Raw genomic sequence first — 18,802 nt, 5'->3', positions numbered from 1 at the left:
GGCGCGTGCGCCTGCGGGTCCGGGCAGAAGTACTGCGGCCTGGAAGATCAGGCGGCGGCCTTCGGAGCGTTCACGTCGGCCGGCAGAGCCTTCTGCGCGACCTCGACCAGCGCGGCGAACGCGTTGGCGTCGTTGACGGCCAGCTCGGCGAGGATCTTGCGGTCCACCTCGATGTTGGCAGCCTTCAGGCCCTGGATGAGGCGGTTGTAGGTCATGCCGTTCAGGCGGGCAGCGGCGTTGATGCGCTGGATCCACAGCTGACGGAAGTCACCCTTGCGCTTCTTGCGGTCGTTGTAGTTGTAGACCAGCGAGTGGGTGACCTGCTCCTTGGCCTTGCGGTACAGGCGCGAACGCTGACCGCGGTAGCCGGAGGCCTGCTCGAGGATCGCCCGGCGCTTCTTGTGGGCGTTGACTGCCCGCTTGACGCGTGCCACTTCTTAACTCCTTGTAGCGGGGTCGTGGTTGGACTCACACGACCCGGATGCGAATGGGTCCCGGACTGGGCCGGAGGCCCTCGTCACCGAGGGCGGGAGATCAAGCTCAGATGCCCAGCATCTTCTTGATCTTGGCCGCGTCGCCCGGGGCCATCTCGGCGTTGCCGGTGAGGCGACGCGTCAGCTTGGACGACTTGTGCTCGAGCAGGTGGCGCTTGCCGGCGCGCTCCCGCAGGATCTTGCCGGAGCCGGTGACCTTGAAGCGCTTCTTGGCACCGGAGTGCGTCTTGTTCTTCGGCATAGCGCCGTTCTCTCCTCGTCAGTGGCGCTCCCCTCCGGTGCGGGCACCGGGCGACCGGGAGCGTCAATTCTTCGTTTGGTGGTGCCGGGCGGAGCCGGGGGCTGCCTGGTGGGCAGCCCCCGCCGGATCACGCCTCGGCGTTCTCGGCCGACGTGTCGGCCGAAGCCTCCTCGGCAGGGGCCTCGGGGGCCGCCTCGGACGACCCGCCCTGGCGCTCCGCCTTGCGTGCGGCCTGGGCCTCACGCGCCTCGGCCATGGCCTCGGTCTTCTTCTTGTGCGGACCCAGAACCATGATCATGTTCCGGCCGTCCTGCTTCGGGTTGGACTCGATGAAGCCAAGCTCCTGCACGTCCTCGGCGAGGCGCTGCAGCAGGCGGTAACCGAGCTCGGGCCGGGACTGCTCACGACCACGGAACATGATCGTGATCTTGACCTTGTCGCCCTGCTTGAGGAACCGGACGACGTGACCCTTCTTGGTGTCGTAGTCGTGCGGGTCGATCTTCGGCCGGAGCTTCATCTCCTTGATGACCGTGTGCGCCTGGTTCTTGCGCGCCTCACGGGCCTTCATGGCCGACTCGTACTTGAACTTCCCGTAGTCCATGAGCTTGCACACGGGCGGACGGGCGTTCGCGGCAACCTCAACCAGGTCGAGGTCGTACTCCTGCGCGAGCTCCAGGGCCTTGGCAAGCGGGACGATGCCCACCTGCTCGCCACTGGGGCCGACAAGACGCACCTCGGGAACGCGAATCCGCTCGTTGATGCGGGGCTCGGCGCTGATGGATCCTCCTCGGTAGCACCACGCGACCGCCTTGGCGGACGGACACGTCACGTGTAAAACGTTGAGACCAACCAAGCCGGCGCACGAAAAATGCCCCGGACGGGACACAGGCGGGGCTCCACGGAAATACCGGAGCACCACCACGGTGAACCGCGGGGCGCACATCGGACGACTCCATCGTCCGTACGGAACGATGGTGGCCGTCTGACCGGTGACCCGTCACCCGGAGGGCGACAAGGTGGGAGATCGGAGCCTCCACTTGTGGGCCGGGCACGTAGGTGTCCGGCCGGTCGTTACACAAGGTTAGCAGGTCGTCGGAGCAAGGGCTAACCGAAGGGCGTCGCTCCGTGGGGCATATCGTGGCCCCCATGAGTGACACGCCCAATGACACCCCCGACTCCCCCGACTTCGACTCCATGACCCGCGACATCGCGGAGGTCCCGGCGGTCGAGGTGATCGTGACGGTCGCCGTCAACCTGATGAGCGCCGCCGCGGTGAAGCTGGGGCTGACCGAGGAGGGCGAGGCCCACAAGGACCTGGACGAGGCCCGCAAGCTGGTGCACGCGCTGGCCGGCCTCCTCGACGCGAGCGCGACGGAGATCAGCTCGTTCCACGCGGCGCCGCTGCGGGACGGCCTGAAGTCCCTGCAGCTGGCGTTCCGCGAGGCGTCCATCGTCCCGGACGAGCCGGGTCAGGGGCCGGGCGAGAAGTACACGGGGCCGGTGTTCGGGTAAGGCCGGAGCAAGGCCTTCGCTCCGAGGGTCAGTTCTTGACGTAGAAGGGCTCGCCGGGAGGCGGGGTCGAGGCGGGCAGGAGTGCCAGGTCGAGGCCCCGCACCAGGCGGGCCCTCAGTGTTTCGTCGGCGGCGATCGCACGGGCCACCCGCTGGGCCGCCTCCGCCGGGGCATCGCCGTCCCCGAGGACCAGGGCGAGGGTGCCGTCCGCGGACCCCGGGCCCAGGTACGCCCGAAGGACCGCCGGCTCGGCCGCGACGGCGGCGCGCACCGCGTCCCGTACGGCCGGGTCGTGCAGCGGGTCCGTGCTCGTCCGGCCCTCCGCGAGGGCCAGCAGCGCGGAACCGGTCACCTGGTACGGCACCGGGCCGGCCAGGTCGAGCAGCAGGGTGTCGGCCTTCTCGTGGACGAGGGCGGCGAGCGCCTGCTGCAGCGGGACGGCGACGGGCCTGGCGGCCGGGTCCCAGAGCGTGAGCGAGGCGATCGAGGTGAACGCGGGCAGCGCCCGGCGGTCCCCCGCGGTGAGCGTCGGCACCGCCATGTCGCTCGTCTTCTCCTGCTTGAGCCCCGTCACGGGGTCCACCTCGACCTCGCCGAGGACGGCGACCACCGGCACCAGGAGCCGGGCGTCCCTGAGCGCCTCCAGGACCGGGCCGTGGGCGGTCCGGTCCTCCGCCCAGGCCGCGAGGGCCGCGGTGAGCCGCGGGTCCGCGGTGCCGTCGTCGTCGGAGAAACCGGGGTCCGGAATGTTCTTGAGCGCCACGCCCCGAGCCTAACCGGCGGCGCCCGTCACCAGGTCCGGCGGGTCACCAGGTCCGGCGGGGCCCGCGGCTGCCGCGCCAGAGCACGACGGCGGCGGCGAGCAGCAGCACGCCGAGGCCGCCGGCGGCGGGGGCGAGCAGCCCGACCGGCCTGCCGTCCGCCTCGTCGGGGATCGGGCCGGCGCCGAAGTAGCGGCCCTGGTGCCCGGCCGCGGCGGCCTGGTCCGCGGCGGCCTTGGTGACGGCGGCCACCTTCCCGCCGGCCCTGATGGCGGCGGCCGGGTCGACGGTGCCGTACCCCTTGTCGTCGTTCCGGCCGCCCTTGGGCCGGTCGCGGGCGGTGTCGACGAGGAGCTGCTTCACCTGGGCGGGCGTCAGGTCGGGGTGCGCGGCGCGCACGAGCGCGGCGGCGCCGGAGACGAACGCGGCGGCGGCGCTGGTGCCCCAGCCCTCGTAGTAGCGGCGGTCCGGGTCGGCGATGACGACGTCGACGCCGGGGGCGCTGACGGTGGCGTACCAGCGGCTGGTGGAGAACGAGGCGTGGGTGCCGTACATGTCGACGGCCGTGACGGCGATGACGCCGGGGTACGCGGCGGGGTACGAGATGTGGTCGCCCTTGTCGCCGCCGTTGCCGGCGGAGGCCACCACGACGACGCCCCTGGCGAGGGCGTACTGGACGGCGGAGTCCTCGCCGGCGTCCGGGTGGGCGGACTCGCTGTCGTCGCCGAGGGAGAGGTTGATGACGTCGGCGCCGTGGTCGACCGCCCAGCGGATGCCCTGGGCGAGGGCGCTGCCTCGGGTGGTGCGGGCCTTCGCGCGGGACTTGTCGGTGCCTTCGAGGATGACGCGCACGGGCAGGATGCGGGCCTGGGGCGCGATGCCGAGGACGCCGTCCTGACGTCCCGGGCCGTGGCCGTGTCCGGCGATGATGCCGGCCATGGCGGTGCCGTGGCGGGCCCAGGCGCGGTCGCCGCGGCGGGCACCGAAGCCGACGAGGTCGTTGCCCGCCAGGACGTTGCCGGCGAGGTCGGGGTGGGTGGCGTCGACGCCGGTGTCGAGGACGGCGACGGTGATGCCGCGGCCCTTGGTGGTGCGCCAGGCCTCGGAGGTGTGCATGGCTTCGAGGCCCCACTGGCGCGCGCGGATGGTGTCGGCGTGGGCGGGCCCGGCGGCGGGGAGGACGGCGAACGAGGCCGCGAGCAGCACGGTCAGGGCGCGGGACGCGCGGGACGCGCGCGGGGCGCGCAGGCGGCGGGGCGCTCGGTTCGGTCGCATCTGTCGGCTCTGTCGGCTCACGCGCGGTCCTTCGTGGCCGCGGAGACGGTCATGCGCAGCCCGCGCTCGATGCGGTCGGCGACGCCCTTGGCCTCGTGGCCGAGGCCGGCCTGGGCGGGGACGGTGGTCTGTGTGTGGCTCATGGCCTGGGCGGCGGGCTGGGGCGTGGCCACCGGGCGGCCGTCGGCGAAGCCGGAGACGGCGTACACGAGGACGGGCAGCTCGGGCACGGTCGCGAGGTGCCAGCTGGCGCGCTGCGGGTCGCCGAAGCGGGCGGCGGGGGTTCCTGGTGCCGGGAGGGCGTGTGGCATGTGGTCGGCCCGCTCGTCCCGGCCCTCGGCGACGAGCTGTCCGGTGAGGGTGCTCATCGCCGCGGCGTCGGCGTCGGTGAAGACCAGCCCGACGGTGATGACGTCGGTGGCGGTGGCGTCGGTATAGGTCGCGCGCACGACGCGGACGCAGCCGGTGGGCTGGAGGGTCGCGACGAGCGCGGGCGAGAGAACGGCCGCGGAACAGGGCGCGTCGGGGGCGACGGTCAGCCGGTTCCAGACGCGGTCGGCACCGCCGGGGCCCAGCCTGGTGCCCTTGACGGTGCGTGGGAAGAGCGTGTCGACGGGCGTGCTGTGCCAGGCGGTTCGCGCCTCGGCGTACCCGGGGGGCTGCTGGTCCCCGACGCCGCCCTGCCGCGCGAGAAGCACCCCGGCGAGGGCCCCGCCGACCAGTCCGAGCCCGAGCACGAGGCACGCCCCGGCCGCCACGACCCGCCCGACCCGCCGCTCGCGGATGGGCCGCAGCCGCGTGGTGGTCTCGTTGGGCGTCTCCGGCGGCGCCGAGTAGTACCGGTACGCGACGGGTGGCGCGGGCGGTACGGGCACCGGCCCCGTGTCGCGCACGGGCCGCAGCCGCGTGGTCGTCTCGACGGCGGGCGCGGCAGGGATGGCGAACCCGCCGGTGTGCGCGGCCGCGGCGAGGGGGCGAGGCGCGCCGGCGACGGGCGAGCCGCCCACAGGCGACCGCGGCGGGGCCGACGGCTGCGGGGGCGCCGAGGGCTCGCGCTGCAGTGCGGACGCGGGCGTCGCAGCGGGCGGCTGAGGCGGAGTGGGATGCGTGGGGGCCCCGGTCCCGACGGACGGCGCGCCAGGCTGCGGAGCCTGCGCGGGCGGGGCGGACTGCGAAGGGCCGGGCTGCGCGGGGGCACCGCCGATCCCGGCGGACGGCGCGGACGCCGCTCCGGACACGACGGGCGAGCCGGACGGCTGCGGGGCTCGCGCGGGTGCGGTGGCCTGCGGCGGGCCGGGCTGCGCGGGTGCGCCACCGGGCGCGGGCGCCGCTCCGGACGGGGCCGACTGCTGCGGGACCTGCGTAGGCGCGGTGGCGTGCGGCGAGCCGGGCTGCGTGCGCGCGCCACCGGGGGTGGCGGACGGCGCGCCCGGCTGCGGAGCCCTCGCAGGCGGGGCGGCCTGCGGCGGGCCGGGCTGTGCGGGTGCGCCACCGGAGGTGGCGGACGGCGCCGCTCCGGACGCGACGGGCGGGGCCGACGGCTGCGGAGTCCGCGCGGGTGCGGTGGCCTGCGGCGGGCCGGGCTGCGCGGGCGCGCTACCGGAGGCGGTCGACGCGTCCGCCACGCCCGACGCGGACGGGGCGTCCGCAGCCGGTCGCGGCTGCGGGGGCGCTCCGACGGGCGCGCCCGTCGATGCTCCGGCGGGCGCGGGCGGGGCCGGCAGAGGGCCCGGCTCGGGCTGCTGGCCGGAGTTCGGGGTGGGCTGCTGCTGTCGCGAGGCCGGGGTGGCGGGCGCAGGGGGTTCCGGGACGGCGGGGGACGTGGGGGGCTTCGGGTGCGGGGCGTGCTGCGCGTCGGTGCTCATCCGCGTCCCCCCGCTTGTCGTTCTCGTCCTGCTCGCACTACTCGTACGCGTGCTCGTACCGCCCTGGCAATGCCCGCCACTCTACGGGCTGTTCCCGCACCTGCGGGAACCCCGGGGGATCTGACCGGATCATCCCCCTACCCTCGGGTAGACCGGTCTGGCAAGCTCGGCGCATGACTCCCCGCGCCGCCGACCGGGCCCGGTACGACCGGGCCATCGCCCACCTCGACGCGCCGGTGGCGGTCGTCGATCTCGAGGCGTTCGACGCCAACGCCGACGACCTGGTGCGGCGCGCGGCGGGGAAGCCGATCCGGGTGGCGAGCAAGTCGGTGCGGTGCCGGGCGCTCATGGAGCGGGTCCTGGCCCGTGAGGGCTTCGCCGGGATCATGTCGTTCACGCTCGACGAGTCGCTGTGGCTGGCGCGGGCCGGGTTCGAGGACGTGCTCCTCGCCTACCCGTCCGCCGACCGCGCGGGCTACGCCGCACTCGCCGCCGACGAGAAGCTCGCCACCGCGGTGACCGTGATGATCGACGACCCGGCGCAACTGGACCTGATCGACCAGGCCCGGGCCGGCGGCACCGAGGAGATCCGGGTCTGCCTGGAGCTGGACACCTCGCTGCGGCTGCTGGGCGGCCGGGTGCGGATAGGAGCCCGCCGGTCGCCGCTGCGCGAGCCCGCGCAGCTCGCCGAGCTGGCCCGGTCGGTGGCCCGCCGGCCGGGGTTCCGGCTGGTGGGGCTGATGGCGTACGAGGGGCACGTCGCGGGTGTCGGCGACGCGGTCGAAGGCCGGCCGCTGCGCTCCCGGGCGATCCGGGTCATGCAGGGGGCGGCGCGCCGGGAGCTGGCGGCCCGCCGCGCGGCTGTGGTCCGCGCCGTCCGGGCCGTGGCGCCGGACCTGGAGTTCGTGAACGGCGGCGGCACCGGCAGCGTCCAGCACACGGCGGCCGAGGACGCGGTGACGGAGATCGCGGCGGGCTCGGGCCTGTACGTGCCGAGGCTCTTCGACAACTACACGTCGTTCTCCGGCCGCCCCGCCGCGCTGTTCGCGCTGCCCGTCGTGCGCCGTCCCGGCGTGGGCGTGGTGACCGTGCTCGGCGGCGGCTACCCGGCGTCCGGGGTCGCGGGCCGGGACCGGTTGCCCGTCCCGTACCTGCCGGAGGGGCTGCGCTACGACCCGCAGGAGGGGCCGGGCGAGGTGCAGACGCCGCTGCTCGGCTCCGCCGCCGACGACCTGCTGATCGGCGACACGGTGTGGTTCCGGCACGCGAAGGCCGGGGAGCTGTGCGAGCGCTTCGACCGCCTGCACCTCGTCGAGGGCGACCGGATCACGGCGACCGTGCCGACGTACCGCGGCGAGGGGCAGACGTTCCTCTGACCCCCGCCTGGCCCAGCCTGACTGACCCCGCCCGACGCCTGCCTGCCCCCGGCGCTACGCGAGCGGCTTGATGCCGGCCGCGATCTCGTCCATCACGGACAGCTTCGGCCCATTCGGGCCGCCGTCGAACACGAACCGGACGACGACCGGCGACTGGCTGCCGGTCGGTGACGTGAAGGCCAGCGACTGCACGACGCCGCCGGGGCCCGCCCCGGTGGTGACCTGCCAGCGGACCAGGTAGCCCGCGCGGCCTGCGACCACTGTCGGCTTCGCGGCGAGCAGCTTGTGCGAACGGACGCCGCCGTACGGGTCGTTGCCGAGGATGTCCTCGCCGTACGCCTGCTGGACCGCCTTGGCGATGTCGGCCTTGGCCAGGGCCTCCGGGGTGGTGGCGTCGGTGCTGGAGGGGGTCCGGGAGCTGACGGTGCCGTACGTGCAGGACTCGCCGACGTCGCCGGGGCACTGGTACTCGCCGGCGGTGGTGACGGTCGGGACGTCGTCGGAGGTGCTCTCCGGCTTCTCCCAGCCGGGGAGGATCGGCAGGGAGATGCCGTTGAGCTGGTCGGCGACCTCGGTCGGGGCGCTGCTCGGGCCGGGCTCCGTGCCGCCCGTCGCGGTGGCCGTGGCGCTCACCGACGGCCCCGCGACGGGCGGGGCCGGCGGCTCTTCGTCCTTGCCGGACACCACGACCGCGACGATCACGGCCACGGCGACGGCCACGACCGCTGCCGCCCCGCCCAGCAGCACCCCGCGCCGCGGCCCCCGTGACGCGGGCGGCACGACGACCGCCGTGGGGCCGCCGGGACCGGCGTACCCGCCGCCCCCGGCGGCCCGGGTGTGCCCGCTCCACGCGCTGCCGTCCCACCACCGCTCGGTCCCGGGCATCCCCGGGTCCGGGTACCAGCCCGCAGGCGTGCTCATGCTCATCGGGCCAGCCTAGAGGGCGGGTTCGGCGACCGGAACGCAGGCCTCCCCCGCCGGAGCGGAGCCCCTACAGCGGGGTGACGTACGCGCCGGAGATCCCGCCGTCCACCAGGAAGTCGGTGGCGTTGACGAAGGACGAGTCGTCGCTCGCGAGGAAGGCGACGGCCGCCGCGATCTCGTCGGCCTCGGCGAACCGGCCGACCGGGATGTGCACGAGCCGCCGCGCGGCCCGCTCCGGGTCCTTCGCGAACAGCTCCTGCAGCAGCGGGGTGTTGACCGGCCCCGGGCAGAGCGCGTTGACCCGGATGCCCTCGCGGGCGAACTGCACGCCGAGCTCGCGGGACATGGCGAGCACGCCGCCCTTGGAGGCGGTGTACGAGATCTGCGAGGTCGCCGCGCCCATGACGGCGACGAACGAGGCGGTGTTGATGATCGAGCCGCGGCCCTGCTCCCGCATGTACGGCAGGGCGGCCTTGCAGCAGAGGTACACGGAGGTGAGGTTGACCTCCTGGACCCGCTTCCACGCCTCCAGGCCGGTCTCCAGGATGGAGTCGTCGTCGGGCGGCGAGATGCCCGCGTTGTTGAAGGCGATGTCGACGGAGCCGTACGTCTCGTACGCGGTCCGGAAGAGCGCCTCGACCTCCTCCGGGTCGGTGACGTCGACCTTCACGAAGGTGCCGCCGACCGCCTCGGCGGCGGCCTTCCCGGCGGTCTCGTCGATGTCGCCGCAGACGACGTTCGCGCCCTCGGAGGCGAGCCGGCGGGCGGTGGCGAGGCCGATGCCGCTGCCGGCCCCGGTGATGACGGCGGTGCGGCCGACCAGGCGGCGGCAGATGATCTCTTCAGTGCGGTCTGTCATGGGTGCTCAGGCCTCCGTGCTGATGAAGACGTTCTTGGTCTCGGTGAAAGCGGTGAGGGCGTCGGGGCCGAGTTCACGGCCGAGGCCGGACTGCTTGTAGCCGCCGAAGGGGGTCCAGTAGCGGACGCTGGAGTGGGAGTTGACGGACAGGTTGCCGGCCCGGACGGCACGTGAGGCGCGGACCGCGCGGCCCACGTCGCGGGTCCAGATCGAGCCGGACAGGCCGTACGGCGTGGCGTTCGCCAGCCGGATCGCGTCCGCCTCGTCCTCGAAGGGCAGCACGACGGCGACCGGGCCGAAGATCTCCTCGACGGCGCAGGGCGCGTCCTCGGCGACGCCGGTGAGGACCGTCGGCGGGAACCAGAAGCCGGGGCCCTCGGGGGCCTTGCCGCGGATGCCGGGCAGGGAGTCGGGGACGTACCCGCGGACCCGGTCGAGCTGGGCCCGCGAGATCAGCGGTCCCATCTGGGTCCTCTCGTCGGCCGGGTCGCCGACGACGATCTCCTCGATCGCGGGGGTGAGCAGTTCCAGGAAGCGGTCGTACACGCTGCGCTGGACGAGGATGCGGGTGCGGGCGCAGCAGTCCTGGCCGCTGTTGTCGAGGAAGGCCATCGGAGCCGCCGCGGCAGCCGCCTCGATGTCGGCGTCGGCGAAGACGATGTTCGGGCTCTTGCCGCCGAGTTCGAGGGTCACCCGCTTCACCTGGTCGGCACACTTGGCCATGATCGACTTTCCGACCTTCGTCGATCCGGTGAAGACGATCTTGGCGACGCCCGGGTGGACGACCAGCGCGTCGCCTGCGACGGCGCCCTCGCCGGGCAGGACCTGGAGGAGTCCCTCGGGCAGCCCGGCCTCCAGGGCCAGTTCCGCCAGCCGCAGGGCGGTGAGCGGGGTGGTCTCGGCGGGCTTGAGGATCACGGCGTTGCCGGCCGCGAGCGCGGGGGCGGTGGCCCAGGCCGCGATGGGCATGGGGAAGTTCCAGGGCGCGATCACGCCGACGACGCCGAGGGGTTCGAGGAGGGTGATGTCGAGCCCGCCGGGGACCGGGATCTGGCGTCCGCTGAGCCGCTCCACTCCCCCGGCGGCGAAGTCGAGCAGGTCACGGACGTTGCCGGCCTCCCAGCGGGCGTTGCCGACGGTGTGGCCTGCCTCGCGGACCTCCAGCCGGGCCAGTTCCTCGATGTGGTCGTCGACGACGGCGGCGAAGCGGCGAAGCAGCCGGGCCCGGTCGGCGGGCGCGGCGGCGGCCCAGCCGCGCTGGGCGGCGGCGGCGCGTACGACGGCGGCGTCGACGTCCTCGGCGGTGGCGGCGGGGACGGTGGCGACGACGTCTTCGGTCGCCGGGTTCAGGACGAGCAGGTGGTGCGGCACGTAGGTCCTCACATGCGTTCGAAGGAGCGGCGCAGCTCCCAGTCGGTCACCGCGGCGTCGTAGGCGTCGAGTTCGACGCGGGCCATGTTGCGGTAGTGCGCGACGACCTCGGCGCCGAAGGCGGCCTTGGCGATCGGGCTGGTCTCCCAGAGCTCGGCGGCCTCGCGGAGCGTCGTGGGGACGTGCTCGTACTCGGCGGTGTAGGCGTTTCCGTCGCAGGCCGGGGGCAGTTCGAGCCGCTGCTCGATGCCGTACAGGCCGGCCGCGACGAGGCCGGCGACGGCGAGGTGCGGATTGACGTCACCGCCGGGGAGCCGGTTCTCGAAGCGCATCGAGCGGCCGTGCCCGACGACGCGCAGCGAACAGGTGCGGTTGTCGACGCCCCAGGCGACGGCGGTGGGGGCGAAGGAGCCGGGCTGGAAGCGCTTGTAGGAGTTGATGTTGGGGGCGTAGAGCAGGGAGAAGTCGCGCAGCGCGGCGAGCTGTCCGGCGAGGAAGTGCCGCATGACGTCCGACATTCCCCCGGGTCCGTCGCCGGCCATCACGTTGCGGCCGTCGGCATCCTGAAGGGAGAGGTGGATGTGGCAGGAGTTGCCCTCGCGCTCGTTGTACTTCGCCATGAAGGTGAGCGAGACGCCCTCCTGGGCGGCGATCTCCTTGGCCCCGGTCTTGTAGACGGCGTGCTGGTCGCAGGTGACGAGGGCCTCGTCGTACTTGAAGGCGATCTCGTGCTGGCCGGGGTTGCACTCGCCCTTGGCGGACTCGACGGTGAGTCCGGCGCCGGTCATCTCGTTGCGGATGCGGCGCAGCAGGGGCTCGATGCGGCCGGTGCCGAGGACCGAGTAGTCGATGTTGTACTGGTTGGCGGGGGTCAGGCCCCGGTAGTTCGCGTCCCAGGCCTGCTCGTAGCTGTCCTTGAAGACGATGAACTCGAGTTCCGTGCCGACGTGGGCGGTGAAGCCGTGCTCGGCGAGCCGTTCCAGCTGGCGCCGGAGGATCTGCCGGGGCGCGGCGACGACGGGCGATCCGTCGTTCCAGGCGAGGTCGGCGATCAGCATCGCCGTGCCCTCGTTCCACGGGACGCGGCGCAGGGTGGTGAGATCGGGGTGCATGGCGAAGTCGCCGTAGCCACGGTCCCAGGAGGACATCTCGTATCCGTCGACCGTGTTCATCTCGGTGTCGACGGCCAGGAGATAGTTGCAGCCTTCCGTGCCGTGCTCCAGGACCTCGTCCAGGAAGAACGATGCGGCGAACCGCTTGCCCTGGAGCCGTCCCTGCATGTCGGGGAAGGCGAGGACGACGGTGTCGATCTCGCCGCTCGCGACGAGGGCGCGTAGCTCCTCGACGGTGAGCGGGGGTTTGCGGTCTGCCACGGGATTGCTCCTCCTTCGGCCAGCCGGGAGCCATAAGGTATTACCGAAGACCATTGCTTGGGAAGGGAATCCGCGACGTGGCAAGGATCGAGGGTCCGTCGGACCGGCTGACGTCCGTGCTGCGCCCCGTTCGGGCGGGCAACGGCTTCGAGGAGGCGCTGGAGCAGATCCTGCGGGTGGTGCGGCTCGGCCTGGTGCCGGGCGGCGACCGGCTGCCGCCGGAGCGCGAGCTGGCCGAGCGGATAGGGATCAGCCGGGTCACCCTGCGCGAGGTGCTGAAGGTGCTGCAGGAGCAGGGCCTGGTGGAGAGCCGGCGGGGCCGGTACGGCGGCACGTTCGTCCTGGAGCGGGCCCGCACGGCCGGCGAGGACGAGCTGCGGCGCCGGATCGCGTCCGTCGACATCGAGGACACGCTGCGCTTCCGGGAGGCGCTCGAGGTCGGCGCGGCCGGGCTGTGCGCGGCGCACGGCCTGTCCGGCGGGGGGGCGGAGCGGCTGCGGGCGGCACTGGCGGCCACGCACGACGCGCCGCTGACGGACTACCGGCGGCAGGACACGCTGTTCCACCTGACCCTGGCCGAGCTGTCCGGTTCGCCGGCGCTGACCGCGCAGTACGCGGCGGTCCGGGCGACCGTGAACGACCTGCTGGACTGCATCCCGCTGCTCGTACGGAACCTGGAGCACTCGCAGCACCAGCACACGGCGATCGTGGAGGCGGTGCTGGCCGGGGACACCGCGGCGGCCTACGAGACGGCGCGCGAGCACTGCGAGGGCACGGCGGCGCTGCTGCGCGGGTTCCTCACCTGACCGGTCCCGGCCGTCGCGTAACCCGAAAGTAACGCACGGGGGTTGCGCTCCCGCCGGGCCGACGCAAAGGTATGGATCCATTCCATTGGTCCCGACGCGGGAGCTCTGCTGCCATGACGCTGGAACACACCTCCGGGAGCACCACCTCACCGCCCGACGACTATCTGGAACGCCGGGCCCTGCGCCGCGGCAGCGCGGGCTGGCTGCTGCTGACCGGTCTCGGCGTCGCGTACGTCGTCTCCGGCGACTTCTCGGGCTGGAACATCGGCCTCTCCAAGGGCGGGTTCGGCGGGCTCGCCGTCGCGACGGTCCTGATGGGCGCGATGTACGCCTGTCTGGTCTTCGCGCTTGCGGAGCTCTCCGCGATCCTGCCCACCGCGGGTGGCGGTTACGGCTTCGCGCGCCGGGCGCTCGGCACCTGGGGCGGGTTTCTCACCGGCACAGCGATCCTCATCGAGTACGTGCTCGCTCCGGCGGCGATCTCCATCTTCATCGGCGACTACGTCGAATCCCTGGGCCTGTTCGGCCTGGAGTCGGGCTGGCCGGTCTACCTCGTCTGCTTCGTGGTCTTCATCGGCATCCACCTGTGGGGCGTCGGCGAGGCACTGCGCTTCAGTCTGATCGTGACGGCGATCGCGGTCGCGGCGCTCGTCGTGTTCGCGCTGGGCGCGTTCAGCGACTTCCACGTCGACGGGCTGAACGACATCCCGGTCGACAAGGAGGCCGTCGGGTCGAACTCCTGGCTGCCGTTCGGACTGCTGGGCATCTGGGCCGCGTTCCCGTTCGGCATGTGGTTCTTCCTCGGTGTCGAGGGCGTGCCGCTGGCGGCCGAGGAGGCCAAGGACCCGGTCCGCTCCATGCCGAAGGCGCTCGCGCTGTCCATGGGCATCCTCGTGCTGCTCGCCGTCGTCACCTTCTTCGCCGCCACCGGGGCGCAGGGCTCGGCGGCCGTGCAGGAGGCGGGCAACCCGCTGGTCGTCGCCCTGCAGGGCGACGGGGAGCCCACGACGCTGAGCCGCTTCGTCAACTACGCCGGGCTCGCCGGCCTGATCGCCTCGTTCTTCTCGCTGATCTACGCCGGATCCCGGCAGCTCTTCGCGCTGTCCCGGGCCGGCTACCTGCCCCGGTTCCTGTCCCTGACGAGCCGCCGCAAGTCGCCCTACCTGGGTCTGCTGATCCCCGGCGCGATCGGCTTCGCGCTCGCGGCCGGCACCGGTAACGGCGCGCGGATGCTGAACATCGCGGTGTTCGGCGCGACGATCTCGTACGCGCTGATGGCGCTCTCGCACATCGTGCTGCGCCGCCGCGAGCCCGGGCTGCACCGCCCGTACCGCACGCCGGGCGGCGTCGTCACGTCCTCCGTGGCCTTCGTCCTCGCCCTGTCGGCGCTGGTGGCGACGTTCCTGGTGGACAAGGACGCGGCGTTCATGGCGCTCGGTGTGTACGTGATCGCCCTGGCGTACTTCGCGTTCTACAGTCGGCACCGCCTGGTGGCCAAGGCTCCCGAGGAGGAGTTCGCGGCGCTCGCGGCGGCCGAGGCCGAGCTGGAACGCGACTGACCGTCGCGACGGATCCCTCAGGAGGAAGCACGTGTCCAAGCCGCTCATCGGCGTGACGACCTATCTCGACCAGGCCCGGTGGGGCGTGTGGGACATGCCCGCCGCCCTGCTGCCCGCCCAGTACCCCCGGCTGGTGCAGGCGGGCGGCGGCCTCGCCGCGATGGTCCCGCCGGACGACCCGTCCGCCGCGGCCGCCGTGGTGGCCCGGCTGGACGCCCTGGTCGTCGCGGGCGGCGCGGACGTGGAGCCGGTACGGTACGGGGCCGCCCCCGACCCCCGTACCGGCCCCCCGGCCCGGGAACGGGACGCGTGGGAACTCGCCCTGATCGACGCGGCGATCGCCTCCGGCACCCCCCTGCTGGGCATCTGCCGCGGCATGCAGCTCCTCAACGTCGCCCGCGGCGGAACCCTGATCCAGCACCTGGAAGGCCACGTGGAGGCCCTCGGCGTCATCGGCCGCCACACGGTGAAGCCGGTCCCGGGAACCCTGTACGCCACCCTGGCCCCGGAGGCCACCCAGGTCCCGACCTACCATCACCAGGCGGTGGACCGCCTCGGCAAAGGCCTGTCCCCCTCGGCCTACGCCGAGGACGGCACGGTGGAAGCCCTCGAACTCCCCACCCCCGGCTGGACCCTGGGCGTCCAATGGCACCCGGAGATGGGCGAGGACCTCCGCCTGATCCGAGGCCTGGTGACGGCCGCCCGGGCCCGGCGGGGTTAGCCCCGCGTCAGCGACAGGAGGTCGCGGGCCGGGCCCGTGGGCCGGTGGCCGGTGGGCCAGACGGCGCGGAGGGCTCGGGCGAGGGGGGTCAGGTCGAGGGGGATCTCGACCAGGCGGCGGGAGGCCAGTTCCTCGGTGACGGCCAGTTCGCTGAGGACCGCCGGGCCCGCGCCGCTGACCGCGGCGGCCTTGACCGCAGTGGTGGAGGCCAGTTCGAGCAGGGGCTCGGCCAGGCCGCCCTGTTCGGCGAGGGCGGCGTCGAGGACCTGGCGGGTGCCGGAGCCGCGTTCACGCAGGATGAGCGGGGTCGCGGACAGTTCCGCGGCAGTCAGCGGGCCTCGGCGGCGCGCCCAGCGGTGGGACGGAGCGGCGACCACGACGAGCCGGTCGTGGGCGACGACCGCCCCCTCCAGGCCGTCCGGCACCGCGAGGCCCTCCACGAAGCCGAGGTCCGCCTCGTCTGCGAGCAGGCGCTCGGCGACCGCCGCGGAGTTGCCCGCGTGCAGCGAGACCGCCGTGTCCGGGCGCTCCGCGCGCAGCGCGATGAGCCAGCCCGGCAGCAGGTACTCCGCGATCGTCATCGACGCCGCCACCCGCAGCCGCGAGTCGCGGCGGCCGCGCAGCGCCTGCGCGCCCGCGTCGAACGCCTCGGCGGCCTCGACGATGCGCCGCGCCCAGTCGGTGACCAGCGCGCCGGCGTCGGTGAGCCGGGAGCCGCGCGGCGACCGGTCCACCAGGGCGACCCCGAGCTGCCGTTCCATGGAGCGGATCCTGCTGCTCGCGGCCGGCTGCGTGATCCCGACCTCGCGGGCCGCACGGCCCAGGCTGCCGTGCCGGGCGACCGCGAGCAGCAGCTCCAGGGCGCCGAGATCGGGCACCCGGTGGGCCAGCGGGGCGTGCGCGTCGTCGGGCGGTCCGTCACTGCTCATAAAGCCAGCTTATGACGTCATAGGGTCATGATCACTGGTCGGGCCCGCCGTCCGGCGGGACCGTAGGCCCATGGCAACCCTTGTTCAGCCTCGCCCCGCGCGCCCTGCCGACCGCCCCGCCGAGCCCCACCGGGCGAAGGCGGGGCGGGTCCGTCACCTCGGACCCAACTGGTACGCGTCGGTCATGGGGACCGCGGTCGTCGCCACCTCGGGCGCGACCCTCCCCGTTCACGTGCCCGGACTGCGCGCCGCCTCCGCGGTGGTCTGGGCCCTCTCGCTCGTCCTGCTCGCCGCCCTGCTCACGGCCCGCGCCCGGCACTGGATCCACCACGGCGACCGGGCCCGGGCGGACCTGCTCGACCCGGCGGTGGCCCCCTTCCTCGGCTGCCTGCCGATGGCGCTGCTCGCGGCCGGGGGCGCCACGCTGGTGGTCGGCCGGGACTGGATCGGCACGGACGCCGCGGTCGCCGTCGACGCGGTGCTGTTCACCGCGGGCACGGTGATCGGCCTGGCGGCCGCGGTGGCCGTCCCGTACCTGATGGTGGTGCACCACCGGATCGAGCACGCCTCTCCGGTGTGGCTGCTGCCCGTCGTCCCGCCGATGGTGTCCGCGGCGCTCGGCCCGCTGCTCGTCCCGCACCTGCCGGCCGACGGCCCGTGGCGCGAGACGCTGCTGTTGGCCTGCTACGCGATGTTCGGGCTGAGCCTGCTCGCGACCCTGATCGTGCTGCCGCCGGTCTTCGGACGGCTCGTCACCGGCGGCCCCCCGCCCCTCGCGCTCACGCCGACGCTCTTCCTCGTCCTCGGCCCGCTGGGCCAGTCCGTGACCGCCGCGAACAAGTTCGCCGACGCCGCTCCGGGCGTGCTGCCCGCCCCGTACGACCACGGTTTCGCCGCCTTCGCAGTGCTGTACGGCGTGCCGGTGATGGGCTTCGCGCTGTTGTGGCTGGTGCTCGCCGGCGCGATGGTGCTGCGGGCGCGCCGGCTGGGCATGGGCTTCGCGATGACCTGGTGGGCGTTCACCTTCCCGGTCGGGACGTGCGTGACCGGCGCGGAGGGGCTGGCGCAGCAGACCGGGCTCGACGTGTTCCGGTGGCTCGCGGTGGGCCTGTTCGCGCTGCTCGTCGCGGCCTGGCTGACGGCGGCCGCCCTCACGGCGCGCGGGCTGCTCAGCGGCGCACTGCTGCCACGGCCCGACGCAGCTCCCGGCTCAGCTCCCGGTGCGCCTCGGCCAGGGACGGCCCGTACCACGTGAGGTGGCGGCCGCCGACGAGCGCGGCGGGCAGACCGGGGAAGGCCTCGGGGCCGTCGTCCGCGGTGAAGCGGTACGGCTCGTCGGGCAGCACGACGAGGTCGGCGCCGGCGCGGTTCAGCTCGTCGAGCGGGATCCTCGGGTAGCGCTCGGGGTGGTCCGCGTACAGCTGGCGGACGCCGAGCCGGGCGAGCAGGTCGCCGGCGAAGGTGTCCCGGCCGAGGACCATCCAGGGGCGCCGCCAGATCGGCACGACGGCACGGTACGAGGGGTCCGGCGCGTCCTTCGGTGCCGCGTCGTCCGCCCACGCCGCCTCCGCCTCCACCAGCCAGTCCGGCCGGGGCGGCAGGCCGCAGGCCCGCAGGACGCGTTGCAGTTCGGCGAGCGCCTGCGGCAGCGTCCGGATCTCGGTGACCAGGACGTCGAGCCCGGCGGCACGCAGCGCGGCCAGGTCGGGCTCCCGGTTCTCCTCCTCGTTGGCGACGACGAGGTCCGGCCGCAGTGCGACGATCGCGGCGACGTCGGGGTTCTTCGTGCCGCCGATCCGGACCGCGCCGCCGAGGTCGGCGGGGTGGGTGCACCAGTCGGTGACGCCGGCGAGCAGGCCGATGGGGGTCCCCCCTGCTCGAGCGGAGCCGTGAGCTCGGGGGCGGGCCGCTGCCGCCGCCGTGACGGCGATGGCCTCCGTCAGGGACGGGACCAGGGAGACGACCCGCATCAGTCGGGTTCCGTCGCCTCGATGTGGTCGGCGACGGCGACGACCAGGAGCCGGGTGTCCGGTCCGGTCGCGCGCCAGCGGTGGCGCACCCCGCCGGTCAGATGCAGCGCGTCGCCGCGCTCCAGCCGGTAGGCGCGGCCCTCCGCCTCGACCTCGACCGAGCCGTCGGCGACGTACAGGATCTCGTCGTTGCGGTGCTGGTACTCGCGCCCGGCCTCCTGCTCGCCGGTGAACTCCACCGCGTGCAGCTGGTGGTGACCGCGTACCAGGGGCCGTACCCCCTCGGGCATCTGCTCGAGGTGTTCACCGGCCCGTACGACGTCGACGGTCCTGGCGGAGTCGGCGGCGGCGAGCAGCGCGGTGGCGGTGGTCTCCAGGGCCTCGGCGACCAGCTGCAGCGAGCGCATGCTGGGGCGGGCGCGCTCGTTCTCGATCTGGCTGAGGAAGGGCACGGACAGGCCGCTGCGCGAGGCGACGACGGCCAGGGTGAGTTCCAGTGCCCGGCGGCGCTTCCTGACCGCTGTGCCCACCCGTGGCGATTCCTTGTCGTCCATGACTGCGGCTCCCTCCCGATCCCGTCGTGCCCGTCGGCGGTGGTACAGGTCCCGTACTCGTCACGTGTACGCGTCATACGTACTCATCGGTTACCTGCACCTTACGCAGCTTTGGGGCCGGGAATCGTGTGCTGCGGGATTCGTCCGGTATCCGGTGCCGGAGGGTGGACGCACGAACACCGCGCGTGTGCGGCCGGCCCGGGAAGGGTCCG

General features: G+C 73.8%; 19 protein-coding genes. 6 read left to right on the top strand and 13 right to left on the bottom strand.

Annotated features, from left to right (window positions below; genetic code table 11):
- Positions 1-47 precede the first annotated feature (47 nt).
- From rplT to infC, 3 genes are all read right to left on the bottom strand, one after another.
- Complete coding sequence (rplT, locus tag R2D22_RS30095) at positions 48-434, bottom strand: 50S ribosomal protein L20 (protein WP_019884941.1); 387 nt, start codon at positions 432-434, stop codon at positions 48-50.
- A gap of 106 nt (positions 435-540) precedes the next feature.
- A complete protein-coding gene (rpmI, locus tag R2D22_RS30090; RefSeq protein ID WP_015032399.1) occupies positions 541-735 on the bottom strand; it encodes a 50S ribosomal protein L35 in 195 nt (64 codons plus the stop codon).
- Between the two features lie 127 nt (positions 736-862).
- Positions 863-1,564 (bottom strand): translation initiation factor IF-3, encoded by a 702-nt coding sequence (gene infC, locus R2D22_RS30085; protein ID WP_318107916.1) that lies wholly within the window; start codon positions 1,562-1,564, stop codon positions 863-865.
- A gap of 317 nt (positions 1,565-1,881) precedes the next feature.
- Between infC and R2D22_RS30080 the strand changes: the two genes are divergently transcribed.
- Entirely contained in the window at positions 1,882-2,247 is a 366-nt protein-coding gene (locus tag R2D22_RS30080) for a DUF1844 domain-containing protein (protein WP_318107915.1), read from the top strand.
- 28 nt (positions 2,248-2,275) lie between these two features.
- Here R2D22_RS30080 and R2D22_RS30075 read toward each other — a convergent pair whose 3' ends face one another.
- The 3 genes from R2D22_RS30075 to R2D22_RS30065 are packed head-to-tail and all read right to left on the bottom strand — an operon-like array spanning position 2,276 to position 6,148.
- On the bottom strand, positions 2,276-3,010 hold the full coding sequence (locus R2D22_RS30075; protein ID WP_318107913.1) for an SseB family protein: 735 nt from the start codon (positions 3,008-3,010) through the stop codon (positions 2,276-2,278).
- Between the two features lie 43 nt (positions 3,011-3,053).
- Positions 3,054-4,283 (bottom strand): type VII secretion-associated serine protease mycosin, encoded by a 1,230-nt coding sequence (mycP, locus tag R2D22_RS30070; RefSeq protein ID WP_318107911.1) that lies wholly within the window; start codon positions 4,281-4,283, stop codon positions 3,054-3,056.
- A gap of 17 nt (positions 4,284-4,300) precedes the next feature.
- Positions 4,301-6,148 carry a hypothetical protein gene (locus tag R2D22_RS30065; RefSeq protein WP_318107909.1) on the bottom strand — a complete coding sequence of 616 codons (1,848 nt, stop codon included), beginning with the start codon at positions 6,146-6,148 and terminating at the stop codon, positions 4,301-4,303.
- A 173-nt stretch (positions 6,149-6,321) separates the two neighbouring features.
- Between R2D22_RS30065 and R2D22_RS30060 the strand changes: the two genes are divergently transcribed.
- Positions 6,322-7,524, top strand: a complete 1,203-nt coding sequence (locus R2D22_RS30060) for an amino acid deaminase/aldolase (RefSeq protein WP_318107907.1) — start codon at positions 6,322-6,324, stop codon at positions 7,522-7,524.
- Positions 7,525-7,578: 54 nt separating this feature from the next.
- Here the strand turns inward: R2D22_RS30060 and R2D22_RS30055 are convergent, their stop codons facing one another.
- From R2D22_RS30055 to R2D22_RS30040, 4 genes are all read right to left on the bottom strand, one after another.
- A complete protein-coding gene (locus R2D22_RS30055; protein ID WP_318107906.1) occupies positions 7,579-8,451 on the bottom strand; it encodes a DUF2510 domain-containing protein in 873 nt (290 codons plus the stop codon).
- Positions 8,452-8,515: 64 nt separating this feature from the next.
- Positions 8,516-9,307 (bottom strand): 3-oxoacyl-ACP reductase, encoded by a 792-nt coding sequence (locus R2D22_RS30050; protein WP_318107905.1) that lies wholly within the window; start codon positions 9,305-9,307, stop codon positions 8,516-8,518.
- Between the two features lie 6 nt (positions 9,308-9,313).
- Positions 9,314-10,678, bottom strand: a complete 1,365-nt coding sequence (locus R2D22_RS30045) for an aldehyde dehydrogenase family protein (RefSeq protein WP_318107904.1) — start codon at positions 10,676-10,678, stop codon at positions 9,314-9,316.
- A gap of 8 nt (positions 10,679-10,686) precedes the next feature.
- A complete protein-coding gene (locus R2D22_RS30040; RefSeq protein WP_318107903.1) occupies positions 10,687-12,051 on the bottom strand; it encodes a glutamine synthetase family protein in 1,365 nt (454 codons plus the stop codon).
- Positions 12,052-12,128: 77 nt separating this feature from the next.
- On the opposite strand from R2D22_RS30040, the gene R2D22_RS30035 reads away from it, so the two are divergent.
- The 3 genes from R2D22_RS30035 (at position 12,129) to R2D22_RS30025 (ending at position 15,137) form a co-directional block, all read left to right on the top strand.
- Complete coding sequence (locus R2D22_RS30035) at positions 12,129-12,857, top strand: FadR/GntR family transcriptional regulator (RefSeq protein ID WP_318107901.1); 729 nt, start codon at positions 12,129-12,131, stop codon at positions 12,855-12,857.
- Positions 12,858-12,970: 113 nt separating this feature from the next.
- Positions 12,971-14,416 (top strand): ethanolamine permease, encoded by a 1,446-nt coding sequence (gene eat, locus R2D22_RS30030; protein WP_318107900.1) that lies wholly within the window; start codon positions 12,971-12,973, stop codon positions 14,414-14,416.
- Between the two features lie 31 nt (positions 14,417-14,447).
- The gene (locus R2D22_RS30025; protein WP_318107899.1) at positions 14,448-15,137 is read left to right on the top strand and encodes a gamma-glutamyl-gamma-aminobutyrate hydrolase family protein; all 690 of its coding nucleotides are present in this window, start codon (positions 14,448-14,450) and stop codon (positions 15,135-15,137) included.
- On the opposite strand, the gene R2D22_RS30020 is transcribed toward R2D22_RS30025, so the two are convergent.
- Positions 15,134-16,066 carry a LysR family transcriptional regulator gene (locus R2D22_RS30020; protein WP_318107898.1) on the bottom strand — a complete coding sequence of 311 codons (933 nt, stop codon included), beginning with the start codon at positions 16,064-16,066 and terminating at the stop codon, positions 15,134-15,136. The two genes, R2D22_RS30025 and R2D22_RS30020, sit on opposite strands and share 4 nt — an antisense overlap.
- Before the next feature lie 70 nt (positions 16,067-16,136).
- Here R2D22_RS30020 and R2D22_RS30015 point away from each other — a divergent pair, with 70 nt between their 5' ends.
- Positions 16,137-17,321 (top strand): TDT family transporter, encoded by a 1,185-nt coding sequence (locus R2D22_RS30015; protein ID WP_318107896.1) that lies wholly within the window; start codon positions 16,137-16,139, stop codon positions 17,319-17,321.
- Here the strand turns inward: R2D22_RS30015 and R2D22_RS30010 are convergent.
- The gene (locus R2D22_RS30010) at positions 17,236-18,036 is read right to left on the bottom strand and encodes a helical backbone metal receptor (protein WP_318107895.1); all 801 of its coding nucleotides are present in this window, start codon (positions 18,034-18,036) and stop codon (positions 17,236-17,238) included. The genes R2D22_RS30015 and R2D22_RS30010 overlap by 86 nt on opposite strands.
- Positions 18,036-18,590, bottom strand: coding sequence for a helix-turn-helix domain-containing protein (locus tag R2D22_RS30005; protein ID WP_318107893.1), 555 nt, complete (start codon positions 18,588-18,590; stop codon positions 18,036-18,038). Before R2D22_RS30005 ends, R2D22_RS30010 begins: the two co-directional genes overlap by 1 nt.
- Positions 18,591-18,802: the final 212 nt, after the last annotated feature.

The organism is Streptomyces sp. HUAS YS2, assembly GCF_033343995.1.
In the GTDB taxonomy this organism is placed as follows: Bacteria; Actinomycetota; Actinomycetes; order Streptomycetales; family Streptomycetaceae; genus Streptomyces; species Streptomyces solicathayae.
Note: the sequence above shows the minus strand (reverse complement) of the source record. Positions and strands in the feature narration are given on the sequence as shown.